This window comes from Occallatibacter riparius (assembly GCF_025264625.1).
GTDB lineage: Bacteria > Acidobacteriota > Terriglobia > Terriglobales > Acidobacteriaceae > Telmatobacter > Telmatobacter riparius.
Genome location: NZ_CP093313.1, coordinates 2734859 through 2755796 on the forward strand (window position 1 = coordinate 2734859; position 20938 = coordinate 2755796).

Consider the following 20938-nt stretch of genomic DNA (forward strand, 5'->3'; position numbering starts at 1 on the left):
AGTCTGCCGGCGCTCAAGTCGAATCCAGGAGCTAATCAATCAGATGCGCGATTTGGGATGGTGGAAACGCGCCGTTGTCTATGAGGTGTATCCGAGATCGTTTCAGGACAGCAATGATGACGGAATTGGCGACCTGCGGGGAATCTCCGCGCGGCTCGATCACCTGGTGGAACTGGGAGTCGACGCTGTGTGGATTGCGCCGATTTATCCATCGCCCATGGCGGATTTCGGTTATGACGTAGCGGATTATTGCGGGATTGATCCTATCTTCGGCAACATGGCGGATTTCGATGCGCTGCTGGATGAGGTGCATGCGCGCGGCCTGCGGCTGATTCTCGACTTTGTCCCCAATCACACTTCCGACCAGCATCCATGGTTTCTGGAAAGCCGTTCGTCCCGCGATAATCCAAAGCGAGACTGGTATATCTGGCGCGACCAGCCCAACAACTGGACGAGCAACTTCGGCGGCTCAGCGTGGGAACTGGACGAGGCGACGGGGCAATACTATTACCACTCATTCCTAAAAGAGCAGCCGGATCTTAACTGGAGAAATCCCGCCGTGAAGGCGGCGATGTTCGATGTGCTTCGGTTCTGGTTGCGGAAGGGCGTGGATGGGTTTCGTGTCGACGTGATGTGGATGATGATCAAGGACGATCAGTTTCGCGACAACCCTCCCAACCCGAGTTATCATCCGGGGCTTTCATCGAACCAACGGTTTCTTCCGCTCTACAACACGAACCGGCCTGAGGTGCATGAAATTGTCGCGGAGATGCGCGGTCTCATCGATGAGTTCCCGGATCGCGTTCTGATCGGAGAGATCTACCTACCTATTGCGCAGCTGATGACGTACTACGGGAAGGATCTGAAGGGCGCGAACCTACCCTTCAATTTCCAACTGCTGCAATGCGCGTGGTCGGCCGAGGCCGCAGCGCAGGCGATCGCGGATTACTACGAGGCGCTGCCGGAGGGCGCATGGCCGAATTGGGTACTCGGCAACCACGATCAGCCCCGCATTGCTTCGCGTGTGGGCAATCAACTGGCCCGCATCGCAGCCATGCTGCTACTCACACTGCCCGGAACTCTGACTCTGTACTACGGGGAAGAGATAGGAATGACAGACGTGCCCATTTCTCCAGAACAGGTGCAGGATCCGGCGGAGAAGAACGAGCCGGGGATCGGGCAAGGGCGCGATCCGGAACGCACGCCGATGTGCTGGGATGGAAGCGCGCATGCCGGATTCACAACCGGCGCGCCATGGTTGCCGCTTGGCCCGGACTGGGGCAGCATCAACGTAGCCGTTCAGCGGGAAAACGACGCATCCATGCTGACGCTGCACCAAAGGCTCATCGCCTTGCGTAAGAGCCATCCCACGCTGATCAGCGGGAGATTACACAAGCCCCAGGTGGAGAAGAACGTTCTGCGCTTTCGAAGAAGCGGCGACGAAGAGATCGAGGTCATCCTCAACATGACGCGCGAAGAGATTTCTGCGCCATTGCCTCGGTCGACGGTGTTGGCTGGGACTCGACTTGACCGGGAAGGGAAGATTGCGGGCGGCGATTCGACGCTTCATCCCGGGGAAGGACTTGTCCTTCTGTTGAGTTGATTCTCACGGCAATCCACCAGGAACGAGGAGCGCTCGTGTCGGCCACGTTGAACCCGGTCAGCGCTCGAAGAGGTTCTTCCACACTATGGCTGCCAGCAGGCCCAGGACGGCTAGAAAACGGATGATGGTGTGGAGGAAGGTGCCCTCGTTGGGGTGGTCGGCCATGAGCAGCATGCCATAGTTGACAGCCTGGACTGCAAAAAACAAGGTGAAAGCCGCAAACAGCGGGTCGCGCGTGGACTTCCAGAACCGCAGGAAGAACAGCGCTGCCACCAGTGAGCAGGCGACCACGAATCCCAACAGAAACACGTCGAAGAGCGGATGTGACAGTGGTGCGAGTTGTTGAACTGCCGCTGCGTTCATTGGCTCTCCCATACGAGGCCAAAGATCAGCAGTCCCATGGCGACAGCGGCGGCACCCAGGCGATAGGTGTAGAGGTCGGTCTGCAGGAATACGAGAAGATCGAGGATCTTGAGCAGGTTGGTTATGGTGAGCCCGACGAAGCAGAGGGCACTCCAAAGCAGGAGGCGCCTGCGCACCCGGGCATAGCCGCGGAAGAGCAGAACCGCGCAGAGCAGCGTGGTGATGCAGGTGAGGATATACACCGTGGCACTCACTGATCCTTGTCCTTTCTGAACCGGAATGCGCGGGCAAATTCTCGAACGGGGGAAGATGCTTTTGAATGTAGCATGGTCGAAATCCGGACGAGGTCGCGACGGTAGGCGTCGTCGATGGAGCGCATCAGATTGTTCTGCTCGTCGGAGCGGGGAAAGTAGGAGAACTTTTCGGGCGTGCCGGGGTGTTCCTGTATGACCTGCAGGCGAACCAGATCGCGGATGACGCCGTTGACTTGTTCGGAAGGGATGTAGAGACGCGAGGAAAGCTCATCGCAGGTCCAGCCCACGGGACGGCTGTTCCAAAAGAGGATCATCGCCTCCAGATGGGGCACGCTGTCGATGTATTCGTGGATGAACTCGTAAGGATCCACGACGTATTTGGCGGATTGATCGCTCATGGGCCCGTGACTCAGGGATCGCCGGGCGCAAACGAGCGAACGCCGCGGGCTGGGGAATGTCAGCTATCCCAAAGGACGGCTTGAGACGATTATTTCATATCGCCTCACGATGTAATAGGGCAAAGGTCGGGAGGCGCGTTGGGAAGGGCTGGGTTTCAGTCGAGCAGCTTCTGGATTTCGTCGAGATCGAAGCGGCAGACGCTGCCGGGCAGGTCGAATGCGGTTTCGGCCAGCGGCTCGAGGCACCCATTCCGGTAGCGGAAGTGCTTGCCTTGGGGGTCGAGCAGGAGAATGGTCTGAATGCCCATCGCCTCATAGTCGCCGAGTTTGATCATCATGCGGGCGAGAGTGTCCTCGGGGGAAAGGATCTCGAAGACGGCGATGGGGGGATGGGTAACGATCTGCTCTACCGGATGGCTCCGGTCGAGTACTGTAACGTCCGGCACGCGAAACTGATCCGCTGAAATCTGCACGCGAAGCTCAGCAGCCGCCCGGATATTCCACTCAATTCTGCGGGTACGAAAGAACTCCAGGATGGCTGCCTGCCAGTTTGCCTGGTTCCATTCTCCCGTTGGTCTTTCCTCGATCACACCATGGACGAACTCCGCGTCCGGCTCGAACGTGGAGCTCAGGTAGACCTCGAGGGGAGTGGGTTGTGGCTGCGCTGCCATGATTCCCTTTCGGGAGAATTGTACGCCCGAACCTAGCGGACCGCCGCGGCGGCCACCCGGGCCTGCTGGAGGCGCTTGACCAGCACCGGGACGCCAAAGGCCAGACCGGCCACCATGGTGGTCGAGGCGAGATCCCTGCCATAGAAGGGCAGTCCGGCGACGTAGCAGGTGATCAGACCGCCGAAGCTCTTGGCGTACATGGTGCCGCCAAGCCACACGGCGAAGTTCGACATGAGGAAGAACGAGGTGGGGCCTAACACGACGGCGGAGGCGAAGCGGGTCAACGTGGTGCGGCTGCGCAGCAGGATATGGCCGAGAGCCATGGCGGCGATATACCAGGTCCAGGTGGGGATGTAGTCCTGCCACTGGAAGCCGTAGTGGTACACGAAGAGGGTCAGGTAGAAGTCGGTTGCCACGAGGGCGGCCAGGGGGGCCAGCATCTCGCGCCAGGACCGCCGTGCGCCGAAGAAGAGCAGGGCGCCGCCCACCGCGGTGAAGTTCAACCAGTCAGGATGCGGAACCACACGGCTGAGTACGGCCAGCAACAGCAGCAGATAAGCAGGCATTTCGACCCTCGGATCTTTCAGATGTGCGCGCGTTCCGGGACGGGACGGTAGGCGGCTCTTTCCATTCTGAGGTGCGGGGGCCGATGGGTCAACTGGGAAGCACCTGCGGTGCGGCCAACTGCGGCTTCGCCGCCCATCTTGCCTGGGGAGGGGAATTGGGATTTTGGGCAGGGATCTCCTCTAGTGCGTTTGGGCGTGGGGTGAAGCGGCAATTGCTCTGGCTGTTTGATGGTCCTCTTTTCGCGGGTTGGCGGCACCTGCGGTGCGGCCACTGCGCCTTCGCGCGGTTCTTGCCTTCCCTGGGGGGGTGGGGGTCCTCTCTTGCTCACAAAAGCAGCGAGTCAGGCACCTGCGGTGCGGCCGACTGCGCCTGCGCCGGCACCTGCGGTGCGGCCGACTGCGCCTGCGCCGGCACCTGCGGTGCGGCCGACTGCGCCTGCGCCGGCACCTGCGGTGCGGCCGACTGCGCCTGCGCCGGCACCTGCGGTGCGGCCGACTGCGCCTGCGCCGGCACCTGCGGTGCGGCCGACTGCGCCTGCGCCGGCACCTGCGGTGCGGCCGACTGCGCCTGCGCCGGCACCTGCGGTGCGGCCGACTGCGCCTGCGCCGGCACCTGCGGTGCGGCCGACTGCGCCTGCGGCGCCATCCGTGCCCAAGGGGGAGGGGGGTGGGGGTGCCTGGGCCGGGGCTTTCTTGAGCGTTGGGTTGAAGGGCTCAGGGGCAGACTCGGTTGGGATCTGGCCGCCGTAATACTCCTCCAGAAGCGCATCCATCCGATTCAGCGCGGGAACCTGCGGTGCGGCGGCTGGTTTGGGTCCGTGGTCTCCCACATCTCCGGACGGTGAGGCTGTCCGCAGATATGGGGCACCCTCGGGCACCTGCGGTGCGGCGGCTGCGGCTTCGCCGACCTTCTTTCCTAGGGGGGAGGGGGGTGCGGCTGAACGAGATCCTTCCCCGGTCCCCAAGGGCGAGGGACCGGGGGCACCCACCTTGGTTTGGGCGCGGGCTTCTTTGTCGGCCTGGAGGCGGGCACGGCGGGAGGTGATGGCGACCTGGGCGGCATAGAGCAGTTTGGTGGCGTGAGAGGGATCGATGGCTCCGATGGCGAGTCCCTGGGCAACACAGGCGATGAAGGCGTCGACGTTGTCAGGAGTGGAGAGCCAGGGGAGTGCCTTGCGGTAGGCCTTGCCGGCGTAGTCGCGCTCCCAGACGCCGGGATCGACGGGGTCTTTGCAGTTCTTGCGGGCGAGGGCTTCGCGCCAGGCGTTGACGCAGCGTTGGACGGCAGAGTTGATGGTAATTTCGTCGGGTGAAGACATGGGAGGATTCCTTTACGAAGAGAATTTTTGGGCAAAGAAAAGCCCGCCGGTTTGAGCGCCGGCGGGCGGGTGTTTTCCTTCTTAATTCAAGGCTAGCAAATTCAGAGTAGTATTCGGCAATTTTCTTCGATTTGTATGTGGCTGATTCTGTGCCGCTTACAAACTATTTTTTGGGAACCCTCTTGACAAAGTTTTCCACAAGCACAGTTTTTGGTGCAGTTGCCGGGTGAACTGCGGGCTATTTTTGCTCGCGGCCGCCGATGAACTGGCCGCCGTCTTCGTGGTTGTCGAGGATGTAGACCCATCCGGAAAGGCCTGAGGGAGGCCGGGCGTTTTGTTCGCCGCGGAAGGCGTAGGCGAAACGGAGGTCGGTGAACTCGATGGTTGTCCAGGGACGGCCGGGGGGCAGGCTGGGCGGAGCGGCGCCGGGCACCGGCTCCTGGCCGAGATCGCGCACGACGGGCCATGTACTCCAGTCGAGATAGACGCGGCCGAGATATGTCTGCTTGGCGGCTTCGAGCGCGGGGGTATCGGCAGGCTTGTAGAGGATGTCGGACTGGGGGTCGGAGTCGACGGCGCCGGTGCGGGTGTTGATTTCGGCGGTCTGGTAGAAGGCTGGAGTTTCGAGAATGGCATGCCAGCGCCAGGGGTTGACGGGGAAGGGCTCGGCGGCGACGCGGGAGACGGGAGCGCTGGCGACGGAGGTGTTTTGCAGCAGGGACAGGGCGCGGGCGTGCTCTGCCCAGCGCCAGCAGCCGTAGATGGTCATGCCGAGGAGGGCGAAGATAGCCCAGCCGCGTCCGCGGAATTGGGTACGGCGGGCACCGATTTCGCGGTCGGCTAGACCGAACAGGGCCGGCATGATGAGGGCCAGGAGCAGCAGCGCCCACCAGACCGGCTCAGCGATGAAGACGAAGCTGCCGGCGTACCAGCGCGGGTTGAAGGGAAAGAACGGGCGCACGCCGTAGTTGTTGGTCCAGTCGAGAAGGATGTGACTGAGGGAAGCGATGAGGCCGGTGAGGTAGAGCCAGCCCCAGTGCAAAGCGGGGCTGGCGGAGTTAGCGGAGCTGGCGGGGCTAGCGAGACTCTTGCGGCGTTGGCGCCATAGGTGGAAGCCGCCGATGACGCCCACAACCACGGCTGCGACGACGGGTGCGCCGATGAAGGTGTGGGTAATGCCGCGATGGTGCTGGAGGTTCGCGACGGGTCCGCGGAAGCCCCAGACGATGTCGAGGTCGGCAGCTTCAGCCGCGAGCGTGGCGACGATGGTGGCGCAGGCGGTTTTGCGGTTGAGGCCGGCGCGGCCGATGCAGGCGCCGGTCAGGAAATGGGTGATGGGCTCCATTGCGTTCCAGAATACACACCTGCGGTGCGGCCAACTGCGCCTTCGCCGGCACCTGCGGTGCGGCCAACTGCGCCTTCGGCGCCGTTCATGCTTAGGGGGAGTATGCGGGCGTCAAGAGCAGGTCAGTGAGATTCGATCGTCAGGGCTCACTTTGGACCTACGCGGGGGTTGAGGATGAGGATGCGACCGCGGGTTGAGACATCCTTGCGCGCGGGGATTCCGTTGTTGAGAAACGGCTCAAAGAGCCAGCCGGTGACGCGAGCCTGGAGTTGCTCGATGACATCCCTCGGGAGCTTGCCCACGATCCTCACGTTGTCGACCCCGCCGGATGGCTCCACTGTGAAGTTGATCTGGACGTCGACTGGGCCGCTGGCTTCGGCGGTGTTGGAGACGAACATTGGAGGAATGTCGCAACGGATGCAGGGAGCGTCAGAGGGGTTCGGAAGTCCGAGCCGCGGGAGGGATCGCGATTCCCAGGCACCTGGAGGTTGGTCGTTGGAGGCGAATGAGGAGACAGTCTTGATGGCAGCGCATTGGATTGATCCCCTGGATAGCATGCAGAGGGAGTCTCCGGATCGGGCCCACTGATCCGAGAGTGAGTCGCGGGGTGGGAACTCGGCCAGCCACGTCTTCCCGTTACCGAGATCGACGGCTGAGCCATTGCGCACCATGCAGCCCTGGGGGGTGCATCCGCCGCAGCTCTCGCTGTTGCACGGCCCATTGGCGAGCGAGACGTGCTCCCATTGAGCGCCATCGTGGGAGCGGAAGGTCATCGCTACGCCGTTGCCGCCGCCGGGCTTGTCCTTACCTATGACTTCGTGGCCGATGGAGTAGTAGGCACCGTCGGCAACGAGCAGGTTGTGAATGCCGACATTGGGCAGGTAGTTCGCGCGCCAGGTGGCTCCGCCGTCGGCCGTCCAGAGATATTCGCCGTCGCTGTTTTCGCCTTCAGCCACGAGAACGGCGAGGTGATTTTTGTCGAGAGCGGCGAGGTCAATCGTAAAAGGGAATTTCTTCTGCCAGTCGGGATCATTGGCGGCGGTTATGGGATGCCAGGTTTTGCCGCCGTCGGTTGTAGAGAGGAGCGACGAACGGGTGCGGATGACTCCATTCTGAGGGTCGCCGAATGCTGCTAGCAGAATGCTTTCAGAGGCTAGCTTCTGACCGGACCAGGTTGCGCCGCCGTCGCGGGTGAACAGGACGACTCCGCCGGACCCCGCGGCGTAGCCGAACTGCTTGTTGACGAAATGCAGGACGCGGAGCACTGCTCCGTTAGCGTCGTGATGTTTGAGGGCCCAGTGAACGCCTCCATCGCTAGAGACGGCTATCGATTGCTGGGTTCCGGCGGCCCACATGGAACCATCCTTCGCAATCAATGTGAGCGGGGCAAAGCCAGGATCGGCTGAGACCCACCCGGCGGGAACTTGAGCAGGAGCCGGGGAAAGGGTGAAGGCACACCCAAGGAAAAGCACGAGCAGATTTCTTGTCTTCATACGAACGCAGATCAGTGTACCCCCGAGGAGAGCGGCTGGCGAGGGGGTTGTGGATGAGGTCAAATGCGTTATGCCCCTATAATTCGCGCATGGATGGGAAGAGGCAGACGAGCGAGACGGCGAAGCGCGCAGAGGAGTTGCGCGAAGAGATTCGGCATCATGAGCACTTGTATTACGTATTGGATGCGCCGGTGATTTCCGACCGCGATTTCGACAAGCTGATGAACGAGCTGAAGCGGATTGAGGCGGAGCATCCGGAACTGGTGACGGCCGACTCCCCGACGCAGCGCGTGGGCGGCAAGCCGGCGGAGGGGTTCAGGAAGGTGGCGCACTCGCGTCCCATGCTGAGCCTGGACAACGCATACAGCGAAGAGGAGCTGCGGGACTGGGACAGGCGGGTGCATGAGCTGGCGGGGAATCTACCGGTGGAGTACACGTGCGAGCTGAAGATGGATGGGCTCAGCATCGCGCTGCACTACGAGGGCACGCCGGATGGCGGGGCGCGGCTGGCACGAGGGTTGACACGCGGCGATGGGCAGATCGGCGAAGACGTTACGTCGAATGTGCGGACGATTCGAAGCGTGCCATTGAGTATTACGCCGGCGCGGATGAAGAAGGCCGGAGTGCCTGAGAGCTTTGAGGTTCGCGGTGAAACGGTGATGCCGGAGAAGGCGTTCGAGCAGATGAATAAAGAGCGCGAGGCGCAGGGGCTAACGCCGGCGGTGAATCCGCGGAATGCAGCGGCGGGCACGCTGCGGACGATTGATCCGAACATCGTGGCGCAGCGGCGTCTGGATGTGTATGCGTATTTTCTGCTGAGCGGAGGCGCGTATCTGGAGATTGGGCAGGAGGCAACGCTGGATGCTTTGACGGCGCTTGGGTTCCGCGTGAATCCGCACCGAGGGAAGGTGCACACGGTCGAGCAGATGATGAAGTTCATCGCCGATGCGGAGAAGAAGCGCGCCACGCTGGGGTATGACATCGACGGCGTGGTGATCAAGGTGGATGCGCAGGCGACGCAGAATCGGCTGGGGTACACGGGGAAGGCGCCGCGGTGGGCGATCGCCTACAAGTTTTCGGCTGAGCAGGCGCTGACGCAGTTGAAGGGAATTTTGATCACGACGGGGCGCACGGGGAAGCTGACGCCGACGGCGCAACTGGCACCGGTGTTCGTGGGTGGCGTAACGATTCGGCAGGCGACCTTGCACAACGCCGACTGGATTGAGCGCATGGGGTTGATGATCGGCGACTGGGTGAAGGTGGAGCGCGCGGGCGATGTGATTCCCAAGGTGGCGGCGATTGTGGAGGACGCGGAGCATCCGCGCGGGACCGAGAAGTTTGTGTATCCGACGAAGTGCCCGGTGTGTAAGCAGGATGTGGTGCGCGAAGAGGGGGAGGCCGACTACCGGTGTGTGAATGTGGACTGCCCGGCCGTGCTGCATGGGGCGCTGGAGCACTGGGGCAGCCGTGGGGTGATGAATATTGAGGGGCTGGGCGAGGTGAGCGCCGCGCAGTTGCTGGAAAAGGGGCTGGTGCGCAGCGTGGCGGACTTGTACACGCTGAAGCTCGAGGATTTGATGAGCCTGGAGCGGTGGGGCGAGAAGTCGTCGCGGACACTGCTGGAGGAGATTGAGCGCTCGAAAGGCGCAGGGCTGGCACGAGTGCTGATGGGGTTGGGGATCCGGTTTGTGGGCGAGAGGACGGCGGAGGCCATTGCGCAGGAGTTCGGGTCAATGGACGATATTGTGAGCGCAAGCGCGGAAGAGCTGGAGCGGGTGGAAGAGGTTGGGCCGCGTATCTCGCATGCGATTGTGGACTTCTTTGCGCGGCCAGCGAACCGGGAACTGGTCGAGCACCTGAAGGCTGTCGGCGTGAAGATGACCGCAGAGAAGAAGAAGCGGTCGTCAGAGCTGGCGGGAATGACGATTGTTCTGACGGGCACGTTGCCGAATCTGAGCCGCGAAGAGGCGAAGGCGATGATCGAGGCTGCGGGTGGGAAGGTGGCCGGCTCGGTGAGCAAGAAGACGAGCTACGTGGTGGCGGGGGAAGAGGCGGGATCGAAGCTGGACAAGGCGCGGGAGCTGGGGGTGACGGTGCTGGATGAGGCGGGGCTGCGGAAGTTGATAGAAGAGCGGAGCTAAGGCACCTGCGGTGCGGCCAACCACCTGCGGTGGGGCCAATTGCGCCTTCGGCGCCACTCGTGCAGGGCGGCGGGCGGCGGTCTTCTTCACTCGCGTTAGCAAAAGACGTGAGGGGCGTATTTCCCCTTGGCGATCTGGTTTTTCGCTCAGCAAGTCAGCGCCGCTGCGCGGCAAGCAAGTCAGCGAGTCAGCGGTACCTGCGGTGCGGCCAACTGCGGCTTCGCCGCGATTGCCCTAAAGACCTTTGTGGCGGGGGTGGGTGCGGAGCTCGCGGTTGCGCTCGCGCTCCCAGGCTTCGGCGCGCCAGCGGCGAGAGGCGTAGTTCGGGGTCGAGTCGATTTGCGGCGCGGGAGCTGCGGGCTCGGTGACGAGCCTTGGCTGCATGGGGAAGACCGGCGTGGCGATGAGGCGGGCGGAGGACTCGTCACCGTCGTAGGCGACGGATGAGGTTAGGCTGGCGTCGATTTCCGGGCGCGCGGGGGCGGGCTCGGAGGGGTCTGCGGTTGCGGCACGCGTGGCGGTGGTGCGGGCCATGAATTCGTCGACGAGTTTGTGAAGGCAGGTTTGCCCGCAGAGATGCTTGGTGCCGGGGCGCTGGCGCATGCGCGAGTTCCATGCACCGAGGCGGAGCTCGCCGGATTGTTCGCAGGCTACGTACCAGTGGTTGGTCTGCCGTTTTTCTGCGCCGCAGATATCACACGAAATGGCCTGCCGGATCACCGTATCCCTCTCCTGTCCGTTGGAACCCTTCTTCTATTTCATCGCGTGGGTGGAGGAACAGTTGAGCGGGAATGCGGTGTAATGAAGGGCGATTCCGATTCAGGATTGGAGGAGTGGGCGAGTGTCGGAACGGGAGGACGCAGCGGGGCTAGCGGAGTTAGCGGTGCTTGCGGAGCTAGATTCGTGCCGTGCAGAAGTTCCTTGCGGGCAAGACGCATCTCAAGCGAGTAGACTCTGCCCCTTCAAGCCAGCGGATTATCGGCATACGCGGAAAGGCCATCCCTGGCGGGATGGCCTTTGATGATTTTGCAGCAACCGTTACGGCTTGGGGGCGAAGTATCCCTTGCGGGCGAGCACGTTGTAGCGGCGGTCGTTGCAGTAGAGATAGATGGGCCGGAACGCGCCGTTGGCTTTGAAGTCGGCGGGAACGTAGGTGAGGGCGTACTGGCTGCGCAGGCTCTGCGAAATTTCGTGGAAGCTGTTGGCCATGTCTTCCGCCGAAGGGGGCCAGAAGGCCTGGCCGCCAGTGGCGTCGGCCATGCGCTTCAGCACGTCGTCGCCTCTGCTGCGGCTGGGTGTCCAGTTGGTGCTGATGGTGTAGATGATGGTGTCGGCGCGCTGGCACATCTTGATGGCTTCGTCTTCATGGACGCGGCTCTGGTCATCGTCGCCGTCGGAGATGAGGATCATGGCCTTGCGCACTGGCTCCTGGCCGCGCGCGGTGTCGAGCAGCTTGTCGCGGCAGGCGACGTAGACGGAGTCGAAGAGGGCGGTGCCGCCGGCGGGCTTGAGCCTGTTGATGCCGGTCTCGAGGGCGTCGAGATTGTTGGTCCAGTCCTGGCTGATGTGGGGTACTTCGGCGAAGTCCATCACGAAGGCACGGTCGTGGGCGGGCTTGACCATCTGCAGCAGGAACTCGATGGCGGACTGCTGCTCGAACTGGAAGCGGGTACGGATGGATGTGCTGGCGTCAATCACGAGGCCGACGCGGAGCGGGAGATTGATCTGCTGGCGGAAGGAGGTGACGCGTTCCGGAGCGCGGCCGTCATCGAGGAGCGCGAAGTCGCTTTGAGTCAGGTTGGGGATGAAGTGGCCGTGCTTGTCCGTCACCGTGAAGATCTGGATGACTTCGTTGACCTGCGTACGGATGGTGTACTGGTCCTGGTCGCTGGGATTAGCCGGCTGCTGCCCGGTTGCGGGCTGCTGCGTATTCGCAGGCTGCTGCGCGCTGGGCGCGGGTGTCTGGGCAGGTGCGGCAGGCTGTGATGCAGGCGCCGGATTTGGCGCGGGTGGAGCGGCAGGCTGCTGAGCGTTGACGAGGGCTGCCGAAAATGCGGCAGCAAACACAAGGCCCACAAAATTAGGCACGCGGCGACGCGGGGCCGCCGGCAGGAAGTTCAGCATGTCCATATCTAGGATGATTCTATCCAATCCAGGGCTGTTTCTAGTCTTTGGACGTGGCAGGTAGGGCGGCGTCACCTTCGAGGTGAGCCAGGAAGGCCTCGAGTTCGGCGGGGAGGGGAGCCTGCAACTGCATGGTTTTGCGGGTGATGGGGTGGGTGAACTCGAGTTCGGCGGAGTGCAGGAAATTGCGTTCGAGGCGCAGGCGTTCAGGGGCGGCGTTACGGCGGGCGGCGCGGGACGGGGCGGCCTGGGCGACGACCTGGTCGGTGATCTGGCTGGAGGCGCCGTAGAGCGTGTCACCGACGACGGGATGGCCGATGGACGCCATGTGAACGCGGATCTGGTGGGTGCGGCCGGTCTCGATGCGGACCTTGACGAGGGTGAACTTGCCGAAGCGCGTGCTGATTTTGCGTAGGACCTCGTAGTGGGAGACGGCAGAGCGCGCATTTTCCACTGGTTTAGTGGTCATGCGGGTGCGGCGCAGCGGGTCGCGTGCGATGGCGGCGTTGATGGTGCCGCGGGGACGGGCGACGTCGCCGTGCACGAGCGCGATGTAAGTCTTGCGGATGTCGCGGCCGGAGAACATTTCGGCGAGTTCGTTGTGGGTGCGGTCGTTTTTAGCGACGATGATCAGGCCGCTGGTGTCTTTGTCGAGCCGATGCACGATGCCGGGGCGCAGTTCGCCGCCCGTGGTCGAGAGCGACTCGAAGTGATGCAGCAGGGCATTGACGAGGGTGCCGCGGCTGCGCTCGTCCTCGGTCTGGCCGGACCCTGCGTGGACCATCATGCCGGCGGGCTTGTCGATGACGGCGAGGTTGTCGTCTTCAAAGACGATGCTGAGGGGGATGTCTTCTGCCGTAGCCTTGAGCGGGGCGGGATGCGGTTCACCGGTGATGGTGATGGATTCGCCGCCGCGGAGCTTGAGGCTGCCCTTCGGGCTCTTACTCCCTATGACGACATCACCTTGATCCACAAGGAGCTGCACGCGGGAGCGGGAGGTGTCGAGCTGCCCGGCGAGGAAGTGGTCGAGGCGCTGGCCTGCGGCTTCTGCGGGGACTTCGATGGTGCGGATTTCAGCCATGGTTGCCCTCGACGGTATCTTGCGTGAGGATGCGAGCGCCGGCGCGTTTGCGGAGCAGGATCGCGCCTGCGATGACCATGAGGACGGCGGCGATCTGCGGGCCGTTGAGCGCGCCATGCAGGAGGGAGCCGCGGCCTTCCCAGTCGCGCCAGATTTCGGTGAGGAAGATGACAACGCCCGCGCCCATGAGAGCGACTCCGGTGACATCGCCGCTCTGACGACGTGCGGGCAGAACAATGAGCAGGAGGAGCGACAGGGTGAGAAAGCCGATGGCCGCGTAGGCCTGCACGGGATGCACAGGAACGCCGAGGGGAGCGCCGCTCCAGCGCGCGGCAAGGACGTTGGTGTAGGTGATGGCCCAGCGCACGTGCGTGTCGGTGCCATAGCCTGAGCCCGCGAGTAGCGCGCCGAGCTGTTCGCAGGCGATACCGAGCGCGATGGGCGCGGCGAGAGCGTCTGCGGTGTTGAGCAGAGGGAGATGCTGCCAGCGCGCGTAGATGATCGCGGCCAATCCGCCGAGGAGAACTCCGGCGGCAACAAGCAGGGGATGATGAATGGTCGCGAGGCCAACCATCCAGAGCGGATGCCGCGCGACGTCGCGCCAGTTGATGACGAGCAGGAGAAGACGCGAACCGATGAGTGACGTGAGGAGCGCAGCGATGCAGAGGTTCCAGAGCTGAGCGGGTGGCACGCCGGCCGTGCGCGCGGTGCGCTGCGCAAGCATGAGCGCGAGAAGGACGCCGAGCGCGGCGAGTGCGCCGTAGCTGGGGATCAGCAATGCTCCGATGTGGAAGAGGACGGGATGCACTAGGAAGAGGATAGCCGAGCTAGCGGGGCGAGCGGAGCTGGCGGTGCTAGCGGGCACCTGCGGTGCGGCCAACTGCGGCTTCGCCGCAAAGTCCAAGAGCAGCGAGTCAGCGCGGAGGTTTGTGGGCTGGGGTATTGGTTCTCGAGGAAGAGGGGTATTTGGCGCGAGACGACGTGGCCGGAACGGAGCCGCAGGCTAGCTCCGCTTGCTCTGCTGCTATCAAAAAGAAGCCGACCCACTGGGCCGTGAGCAATGCGCCGGTGAACCCGTCCTAAGACGGTGGAGCTCCCCGCGGTTCATTAGGCATTCCGGACTGGCGGACACGGCACACAGAACCGATGGTCGAGTCGAGCTCCTGTTCAATGAATGTAGGTTCAACCAGCGTTGACCACCCACCTGCTTTGCAGGCCGGTTTCTATTGCGGAGTCTATGAGGACCGGGGCGGAATTGCAAGTCTTGTGCATGGTGAGTGGAATGTGCTAGGTCCGAACGGGAACGTCTGTTCATGTTGCGGAGTCGAATCAATTTTTCTGGTTCACGGGATCTGCGGCGACTTCGATCTGCTTGCGCTTCTGCACTTCGGCAGCACGTGCTACAAGCTTCTTGAGCTTGCCTTCGATATCTGCATCACCTACATGCTGATCTTCGAGCACTCCATCGGCGTCGATGGTGAACGTGGCGGGAATCGCATGGACGCCGAACTGCTTTGCGATGGACCCATCAAACCCACCATCGCGATATTGCAGCCAAGTCATGCCGTTCTTTGCGACAAAGTCTTTCCACTTGGCTTCGTCCTTATCCGAGTCGAGGCTGATGCTGAGCACCACCAGCGGCTGCTCAGAGAATTTCTGCGCGATTTTGCGGATGTGCGGCAATGCCTCGCGGCACGGGCCGCACCACGTGGCCCAGAAGTCGATGAGCACGACCTTCCCAGCCAGGCCATCGAGCGATATATGCTGTCCGTCGAGAGTGGTGACCGCAAACGGCGGCGCCATGACTGCGCGTGCAAGATCGATGTTGGCGAGGTATCGCTTTGCGCGTTCATGAACAACGGATGCCGAGTTCTCGCGCTCCAGATAGCTGCTGAATTCTTTGCGCGCCTGGTCATCCTGATGCATATGCGCGAGCGAAACTCCGAGCCCGAAGTGCGCCGCAATCAGATTCTGATCGGCATCAAGCGCCGCACGAAATTCGTCGCAGCTCTCGGTGAAGCACGAGTCTCTCTTCTTATTAACGCCCTGCTCCTGCAGGCTCAACCCGATCAGATAGTGCACGTTGGCCTTATCCTCGTTGGTCACCGCGGAGGGAAGCATCTCGCGGGCGATCTCTTCGGCGCCTTTGTAGTCGCCGGTGGTCAGAGCCAGCCTGTAGGCCCGGCGTAGGCACTCGGAGCAATGGCCGCCGTCCTGCTTGTTGGCTTTGCGGAAGTCGCTGATGGCGGAACCGTAAGCACGGTGGCGCTCCCAGTCGAGGGCAGAGTTCCAGGTCTTGAGCGCTTTGGGATCGGTGGGTTCGCCGGGCTTCGGCGGCGTGGCGGGAGTGTCGGCGGCGAAGACAGCGGTAGAAGCGGAGAGAGCGAGCAACAAAGAAAAGGCCAGAGAGCGGCGCATGCGGGACCCCGGAAGCCAATTGAATAGAAGGTTCCCGAGCAGTTTACCGCGAATTGTGAGCTAGGATCCTGTCTTGCGATCGTCGTCGAGGACTTCGTCTAGAAGACCGCGCAGGGTAATGGCGCGCGCCTGGCCTGTGCGGACCGTGGCGCCGCCTTTGGTGAGCTGCGAGAGTTCGTCGGCGAGGTTCAGCGCGGCGAGCACCGCGACGCGCAGGGAGTCGACGGTGCGGCCCTGAGCCGCGACGGCGCGCATCTTCGCGTCAACCTGCGCGGCGAGCGCACGGATGTGCTCGGGATCCTGCCCGGACAAGTGGTAGGACTGGTCGTAGATCTGGACGGTTACGTATTCGGAGGGCGCTTCGCCCATCGCCGTTTATACCTCCAGGGCATCGAGTTGCGAGAGGATCCTGTCTACGCGCTGCTTTACGGCTTCGCGCTCGGTGCGCAGGGAACCGATTTCCTTGTTCAGATTTTCGATGGTGCCGGTCTGTTCGGCCACTTTTTCTTCAGCGGCGACGGCGCGCAGTTCGGCTTCGCCGCGGGCCATGCGTTCGCGCTTGACCAGGTTGACGGCGCGCAGCACGCGCTCTTCAAGAGCCGTAAATTCATCGGCGCTCATGGCCACCGTGGCGGCGCCATTATGCTCGTTGTGAATCTCTTCCGCAACCGCGGTATCAAAGGACAATTCCGACATGTAAGGACCTCCGCGCCTGATGCGCTTTAAGTATCACAGTCGAGTATAGCCGCGGTGGCGGTTGTGGAAGGCTCAGGCGCGCAGCCGCGCACCTGCCTTGCCAACGGCTTCGACGACGCGGGTTTGGAAATCCTGCAAGTCCTCTTCGCGGAGGGTGCGATCGGGGGCCTGGAAGGTGACGCCGAGCAGGAGCGAGTAGTCGCGGCCGAGCTTTTTGTCGCGGAAAACTTCGCGGGCGTGCCAGTCGACGAGCTCGGCAATGCTGAGGCCGGCGATGGCCTGATCGATGCTTTCCCAGGAGATGCTTTCGTCGAGGATGAGGGAGAAGTCGCGGCGCACGGGCTGGAAGCGCGAGATGTCGCGGGCGGCGGGCTTGCGGAGCGAAAGCTTGTAGAGACGGTCGATATAGATTTCGCCGAGGAAAACGGTGTCTTTGATTTTGCGCGCGGCGGCCTCGCGCGGATGCAGTTGGCCGAACCAGCCGGCGGTCTCGCCTTCAACGGCGAGACGTGCGGAGCGGTAGGGATGCAGCCAAACGGGGGTGAGGCCGGATTCGGCGGGGAAGCGGTCGAAGTAGACGGAGTGGGTTTCGAAGCGCGCTGCGAGCTGCTCGACGATGCCTTTGAGGTCGTAGAACTCGATGGGGCGCGCGGCGTGAAGGGGACCCTGCTCGGGCGTGAGGCCGGCGGCGCCGAAGGCGAGGGAGGGGCGCTCTTCCACTTTGTCAGTGGTGCCACTGAAGACGGTGCCGAGTTCGAAGAGGCGGACATCGCTGACGTCGCGGTTGAGGTTGCCGGCGATCTGGGTGAGCATGCCGGGAACGAGCGAGGGGCGCATCACGCCGGCTTCTTCGCTGAGCGGGTTGCCGAGCGGGACGACGAGGCCGGGCTGCGGAGCGGTGAGCGTGGCGTCGGATGCGGAGCAGAAGGTGCTGCCAATGGTTTCGTGGAACCCGGCGGCTCGCATGGTGCTGCGCACGATCGCGTCGGACTCGGCCCAGGGGAGGGCCTGGACGCCTTCGCCGAAGGTGGGGAGGGTATTGGCGAAGCGGTTGTAGCCGTAGACGCGGGCGACTTCTTCGATCAGGTCGATTTCGCGTTCGAGATCGAGACGCCAGCTGGGGAGGGTGACTTGCCAGGCACTCTCGGTGCCGGTCAGGCCACATCCGATGGCAGTGAGGACGCCTTCGACGGTGGACGCGGTGATGCCTTCGGGATCGATGGTGGTGCCGAGAATGCGTTGCACTTCGCTGAGCGCGAGCGCAACGGCGGGGCGGTGCGCGGTGCGGGCTTCGGCAGCGGGGATACGGATGTCAACGAGGTCGCCTTCGATGTGGCCGCCGTTTTCGAGGAGAATGCTGCTGACGAGTGCCGAGGCGACTGGGGCGGCGTTGAAGTCTGCGCCGCGCTCGAAGCGGTGGCTCGCGTCGGTGTGCAGGCCGTGACGGCGGGCGGTGCGGCGGACGGCGACGGGATCGAACCAGGCGGCTTCGACGAGGACGTTCTTCGTGTTGGGGGTGATCATGGAGTCCCACCCGCCCATAACGCCGGCGAGGCCGAGGGGTTTCACGTGATCGGCAACGACGAGGTCTTCGGGATCAAGATTGCGGACCATGCCGTCGAGGGTTTTGAGCTGCTCGCCTTTGCGCGCACGGCGCACGATGATGCCGCCTTGAATCTTGTCGAGATCGAACGCGTGGGTGGGCTGGCCCATGGCGAGCCACGCGAAGTTGGTGGCGTCGACGGCGTCGGAGATCTTCTTCTGCTCGAGCAGATTGAAGTACGTGACGACGGGGGTGCCGGGCAGATCGCGGGATTCACCGATGGTGATGTTGCGCAGGACGCGGGCGGTGAAGCGGCCGCAGGCGTCCTGGGCTTCGATCTGGACGGAGAAGGGCTGCGCGGCGGGCTTTGCGTCGGGTAAGGCGAAGTGGAGCTCAGAGAGAGGGAGGCCGTAGATGGCTGCGGCTTCGCGCGCTACGCCGTAGTGGTTCATGGCGTCGACGCGGTTTGTGGTGATGTCCATCTCGTAGAGAGAGCCGTTGCCCGTGCCCAGGTCGTAGATGCCTTCGACGGCGATGCCGCGGAGGGTGAGGTCTTCGGCGAGTTGGGCGTCGGTTACGGTTAGTCCCGGTAGATACGCTCTGAGCCATTTGGTAAGAATCTTCATTGTTGGTTCTCTTTCAGCGAGTCAGCGCGCTTCGCGCAAGCAAGTCAGCAAGTCAGCCCGCAGTTCCCGGGCAAGTCAGCTGGTATTCCGTACAGCAGGTCAATGTCGGTTCGTCCGACTTGTGGTTCTCTTTCAGCGAGTCAGCGCGCTACGCGCAAGCAAGTCAGCAAGTCAGCGAGTCAGCCCGTAGTTCCGGGGAAGGTCAGCCAGTCAATCTGGTTAGGGATCCAGTACGCCCAGGAGTCCATTGATGAGGCGACCAACTTCGGAGCAACGTTCGAGGATGTCCTCTGCCGCGTTCGCAGGGAAGAGCTGCAGACTACCGGCTAATTCAGTCTGTGTTTCGAGCTCGTTCAGCGTGGCGCGGGCGGATCCGAGGCCTTTCTTCATTTCGGGATCGTTCAGGCGGCCGTGCGCGGCTGCGATGTAACTTGCTACGTGCACGGCGGATCGGCACATCGACATGCGCAGGCCGAAGGTTTCGCTCTTCGGGAACTGTTCCGTGTCGCGATATACGACGCGCGCCAAATCCATCGCTTTTTGCCAGGCGATGAGGTCGCGGTAATGGCGTGTTCTGCTCATGCGAATTGGTTCAGGAAGCGCATGTCGCCCGCGAAAAGCGAGCCGATTTCGCTGATGCCGTACTTCATCATGGCAATGCGTTCGACGCCCATGCCGAAGGCGAAACCGGAGATCTTCTTCGGGTCGTAGGCGGGCTGTTTCTCTGCCGCGAAGGCGAAGACCGCAGGATCGACCATGCCGCAGCCGAGCAGTTCAATCCAGCCGGACTGCTTGCACTTGCGGCAGCCCTTGCCGCCACAGAAGATGCAACTGATCTGGACGTCGGCAGAGGGCTCGGTGAACGGGAAGAACGATGGGAAGAAGCGCGTCTTCACGCTCGAGCCGAAGAGCGCCTTCATGGCGTGATCGAGCGTGCCCTTCAGATCGCTGAAGGTGATGTTGGTGTCGACGCAGAGGCCTTCGACCTGGTGGAAGATCGGCGAGTGCGTGGCGTCCTGCGCGTCGTTGCGGTGGACTTTGCCGGGGATGACGATGCGTACGGGGGGCGGCTGCTTCTCCATGGTGCGCATCTGCACGGGGGAGGTGTGGGTGCGCAGGAGAAGGCGGTCGCGCAGAGGGCGGCGGTCCTGGTTGGCGATGACGAGGGTGTCCTGCGTATCGCGCGCCGGATGGCCGGGCGGGAAGTTCATGCTCTCGAAGTTGTAGAAATCGGTCTCGACTTCGGGCCCGACGCCGACGGAGTAGCCGAGCGCCGCGAAGACGCTGACGATCTCGTTCATGGTGCGGGTGATGGGGTGCTCGGCGCCGAGGAGGCGGCGGGTGCCGGGGAGGGTAATGTCGATGGCTTCGGCGGCGAGTGCGGCGTCGCTGGGGCCGGAGCCTGCGGCCTGTTCAAGCAATTGCTCGACGGTGGTTTTGAGGGCGTTGAAGCGCTGGCCGAGGGACTTTTTGGCCTCGGCGGGAGCGGCTTTCAGCCAGCGGCTGGAGACGTCGTTGAGCCGGCCCTGCTTGCGACCAAGCCATTGCAGGCGGTAGGCTTCGACGTCTTCGTCGCCCTTGATTGCGGCGGCATCGGCGCGGGCCTGCTGCTCGAGCGCGGCGAAGGCTTTATCCAATGAGGCTTCGTCGAAGCCCCCCATTTCAGGAATCGGTTCGTTCGTCATGCGTAATCTTCAGGATAAAGCACCTGCGGACACCTGCGGTGCGGCTGACTGCGGCTTCGCCGCCAGTGCTGTCTGAAGTCCGCATTTTCCGTCCCAAGGGAGGCCTGGACGGGCACTAGCATCCCTCCCGCCCAAGCCGAGCTTGGACGGGGCACCCCCTACCCAGTGGCGGCGGAGGTTATTGCATCCTGAAGCGTTCGCGCATGAGGCGCTGGAGGCGCGGCCAGTAGATCAGGTTGAAGGCCAGTTCCTTGTCGGGGAACATGCCGAGGGCGAGACGACGGGTGTCGGCGACCATCTCGGAGGCCTCCTCCACGGAGAGGGACGAGTCCTGCGCGATGACTTGGGTGACCATGTTCACCACCATCTGAAGACGCCGAATCTTGCGGTTCTCTTCTTTGAGCTCCTCCGGCGATTGTGGGGCGGGATCTTGCGGGCTTGCGGAATCCAGCGGACCGAGCGGCGCCGGCAGCGAGTCAGGGTTGTAATCTGCTTCGCGGTTGTAATCTATGGAACCCATTGAGCGTGCCCTCCTGCGGGGAATGGGGAACGTTGCTGTGCATCGTATGCGCCTGACGGTGATTTATCCAGACCTCTTCTTTCGATGCGGAG

21 protein-coding genes are annotated in these 20938 nt (G+C 62.9%); 2 read left to right on the forward strand and 19 right to left on the reverse strand.

Features of this window, described 5'->3' with window-relative positions:
* The first annotated feature begins 43 nt into the window (after nucleotides 1-43).
* The gene (locus tag MOP44_RS11070) at nucleotides 44-1603 is read left to right on the forward strand and encodes an alpha-amylase family glycosyl hydrolase (RefSeq protein WP_260796097.1); all 1560 of its coding nucleotides are present in this window, start codon (nucleotides 44-46) and stop codon (nucleotides 1601-1603) included.
* A gap of 57 nt (nucleotides 1604-1660) precedes the next feature.
* Here MOP44_RS11070 and MOP44_RS11075 read toward each other — a convergent pair whose 3' ends face one another.
* From MOP44_RS11075 to MOP44_RS11110, 8 genes are all read right to left on the reverse strand, one after another.
* On the reverse strand, nucleotides 1661-1966 hold the full coding sequence (locus tag MOP44_RS11075; RefSeq protein ID WP_260796098.1) for a DUF5985 family protein: 306 nt from the start codon (nucleotides 1964-1966) through the stop codon (nucleotides 1661-1663).
* Nucleotides 1963-2220 (reverse strand): DUF5985 family protein, encoded by a 258-nt coding sequence (locus tag MOP44_RS11080; RefSeq protein ID WP_260796099.1) that lies wholly within the window; start codon nucleotides 2218-2220, stop codon nucleotides 1963-1965. Before MOP44_RS11080 ends, MOP44_RS11075 begins: the two co-directional genes overlap by 4 nt.
* Nucleotides 2217-2618: a hypothetical protein gene (locus tag MOP44_RS11085; RefSeq protein WP_260796100.1), complete on the reverse strand. Its 402-nt coding sequence runs from the start codon at nucleotides 2616-2618 to the stop codon at nucleotides 2217-2219. The genes MOP44_RS11080 and MOP44_RS11085 overlap by 4 nt, the downstream gene beginning before the upstream one ends.
* A gap of 155 nt (nucleotides 2619-2773) precedes the next feature.
* A complete protein-coding gene (locus MOP44_RS11090; protein WP_260796101.1) occupies nucleotides 2774-3289 on the reverse strand; it encodes a Uma2 family endonuclease in 516 nt (171 codons plus the stop codon).
* 32 nt (nucleotides 3290-3321) lie between these two features.
* Nucleotides 3322-3855: a DUF6580 family putative transport protein gene (locus tag MOP44_RS11095; RefSeq protein ID WP_260796102.1), complete on the reverse strand. Its 534-nt coding sequence runs from the start codon at nucleotides 3853-3855 to the stop codon at nucleotides 3322-3324.
* A gap of 341 nt (nucleotides 3856-4196) precedes the next feature.
* Nucleotides 4197-5174: a hypothetical protein gene (locus MOP44_RS11100; protein WP_260796103.1), complete on the reverse strand. Its 978-nt coding sequence runs from the start codon at nucleotides 5172-5174 to the stop codon at nucleotides 4197-4199.
* Nucleotides 5175-5412: 238 nt separating this feature from the next.
* Nucleotides 5413-6519, reverse strand: a complete 1107-nt coding sequence (locus MOP44_RS27855) for a metal-dependent hydrolase (RefSeq protein ID WP_313901063.1) — start codon at nucleotides 6517-6519, stop codon at nucleotides 5413-5415.
* Nucleotides 6520-6665: 146 nt separating this feature from the next.
* On the reverse strand, nucleotides 6666-8012 hold the full coding sequence (locus tag MOP44_RS11110; RefSeq protein WP_260796104.1) for a YCF48-related protein: 1347 nt from the start codon (nucleotides 8010-8012) through the stop codon (nucleotides 6666-6668).
* An 89-nt stretch (nucleotides 8013-8101) separates the two neighbouring features.
* Between MOP44_RS11110 and ligA the strand changes: the two genes are divergently transcribed.
* The gene (ligA, locus tag MOP44_RS11115) at nucleotides 8102-10153 is read left to right on the forward strand and encodes an NAD-dependent DNA ligase LigA (protein ID WP_260796105.1); all 2052 of its coding nucleotides are present in this window, start codon (nucleotides 8102-8104) and stop codon (nucleotides 10151-10153) included.
* Between the two features lie 234 nt (nucleotides 10154-10387).
* On the opposite strand, the gene MOP44_RS11120 is transcribed toward ligA, so the two are convergent.
* The 11 genes from MOP44_RS11120 to MOP44_RS11170 form a co-directional block, all read right to left on the reverse strand.
* A complete protein-coding gene (locus MOP44_RS11120; RefSeq protein WP_260796106.1) occupies nucleotides 10388-10873 on the reverse strand; it encodes a hypothetical protein in 486 nt (161 codons plus the stop codon).
* Nucleotides 10874-11191: 318 nt separating this feature from the next.
* Nucleotides 11192-12283: a VWA domain-containing protein gene (locus tag MOP44_RS11125; RefSeq protein WP_260796107.1), complete on the reverse strand. Its 1092-nt coding sequence runs from the start codon at nucleotides 12281-12283 to the stop codon at nucleotides 11192-11194.
* A gap of 34 nt (nucleotides 12284-12317) precedes the next feature.
* Nucleotides 12318-13358, reverse strand: a complete 1041-nt coding sequence (locus MOP44_RS11130) for an RluA family pseudouridine synthase (protein WP_260796108.1) — start codon at nucleotides 13356-13358, stop codon at nucleotides 12318-12320.
* Nucleotides 13351-14166 carry a prolipoprotein diacylglyceryl transferase gene (locus MOP44_RS11135; protein ID WP_260796109.1) on the reverse strand — a complete coding sequence of 272 codons (816 nt, stop codon included), beginning with the start codon at nucleotides 14164-14166 and terminating at the stop codon, nucleotides 13351-13353. Before MOP44_RS11135 ends, MOP44_RS11130 begins: the two co-directional genes overlap by 8 nt.
* A gap of 521 nt (nucleotides 14167-14687) precedes the next feature.
* Complete coding sequence (locus tag MOP44_RS11140; protein ID WP_260796110.1) at nucleotides 14688-15776, reverse strand: redoxin domain-containing protein; 1089 nt, start codon at nucleotides 15774-15776, stop codon at nucleotides 14688-14690.
* A gap of 60 nt (nucleotides 15777-15836) precedes the next feature.
* On the reverse strand, nucleotides 15837-16145 hold the full coding sequence (locus MOP44_RS11145) for a cell division protein ZapA (RefSeq protein ID WP_260796111.1): 309 nt from the start codon (nucleotides 16143-16145) through the stop codon (nucleotides 15837-15839).
* Between the two features lie 6 nt (nucleotides 16146-16151).
* Nucleotides 16152-16472, reverse strand: coding sequence for a hypothetical protein (locus tag MOP44_RS11150; RefSeq protein ID WP_260796112.1), 321 nt, complete (start codon nucleotides 16470-16472; stop codon nucleotides 16152-16154).
* Nucleotides 16473-16544: 72 nt separating this feature from the next.
* The gene (gene pheT / locus MOP44_RS11155) at nucleotides 16545-18641 is read right to left on the reverse strand and encodes a phenylalanine--tRNA ligase subunit beta (protein WP_260796113.1); all 2097 of its coding nucleotides are present in this window, start codon (nucleotides 18639-18641) and stop codon (nucleotides 16545-16547) included.
* 219 nt (nucleotides 18642-18860) lie between these two features.
* Nucleotides 18861-19223 carry a four helix bundle protein gene (locus tag MOP44_RS11160; protein ID WP_260796114.1) on the reverse strand — a complete coding sequence of 121 codons (363 nt, stop codon included), beginning with the start codon at nucleotides 19221-19223 and terminating at the stop codon, nucleotides 18861-18863.
* Nucleotides 19220-20326, reverse strand: coding sequence for a phenylalanine--tRNA ligase subunit alpha (pheS, locus tag MOP44_RS11165; protein WP_260796115.1), 1107 nt, complete (start codon nucleotides 20324-20326; stop codon nucleotides 19220-19222). Before pheS ends, MOP44_RS11160 begins: the two co-directional genes overlap by 4 nt.
* Before the next feature lie 178 nt (nucleotides 20327-20504).
* Nucleotides 20505-20846: a hypothetical protein gene (locus MOP44_RS11170; protein ID WP_260796116.1), complete on the reverse strand. Its 342-nt coding sequence runs from the start codon at nucleotides 20844-20846 to the stop codon at nucleotides 20505-20507.
* Between the last annotated feature and the right edge of the window lie 92 nt (nucleotides 20847-20938).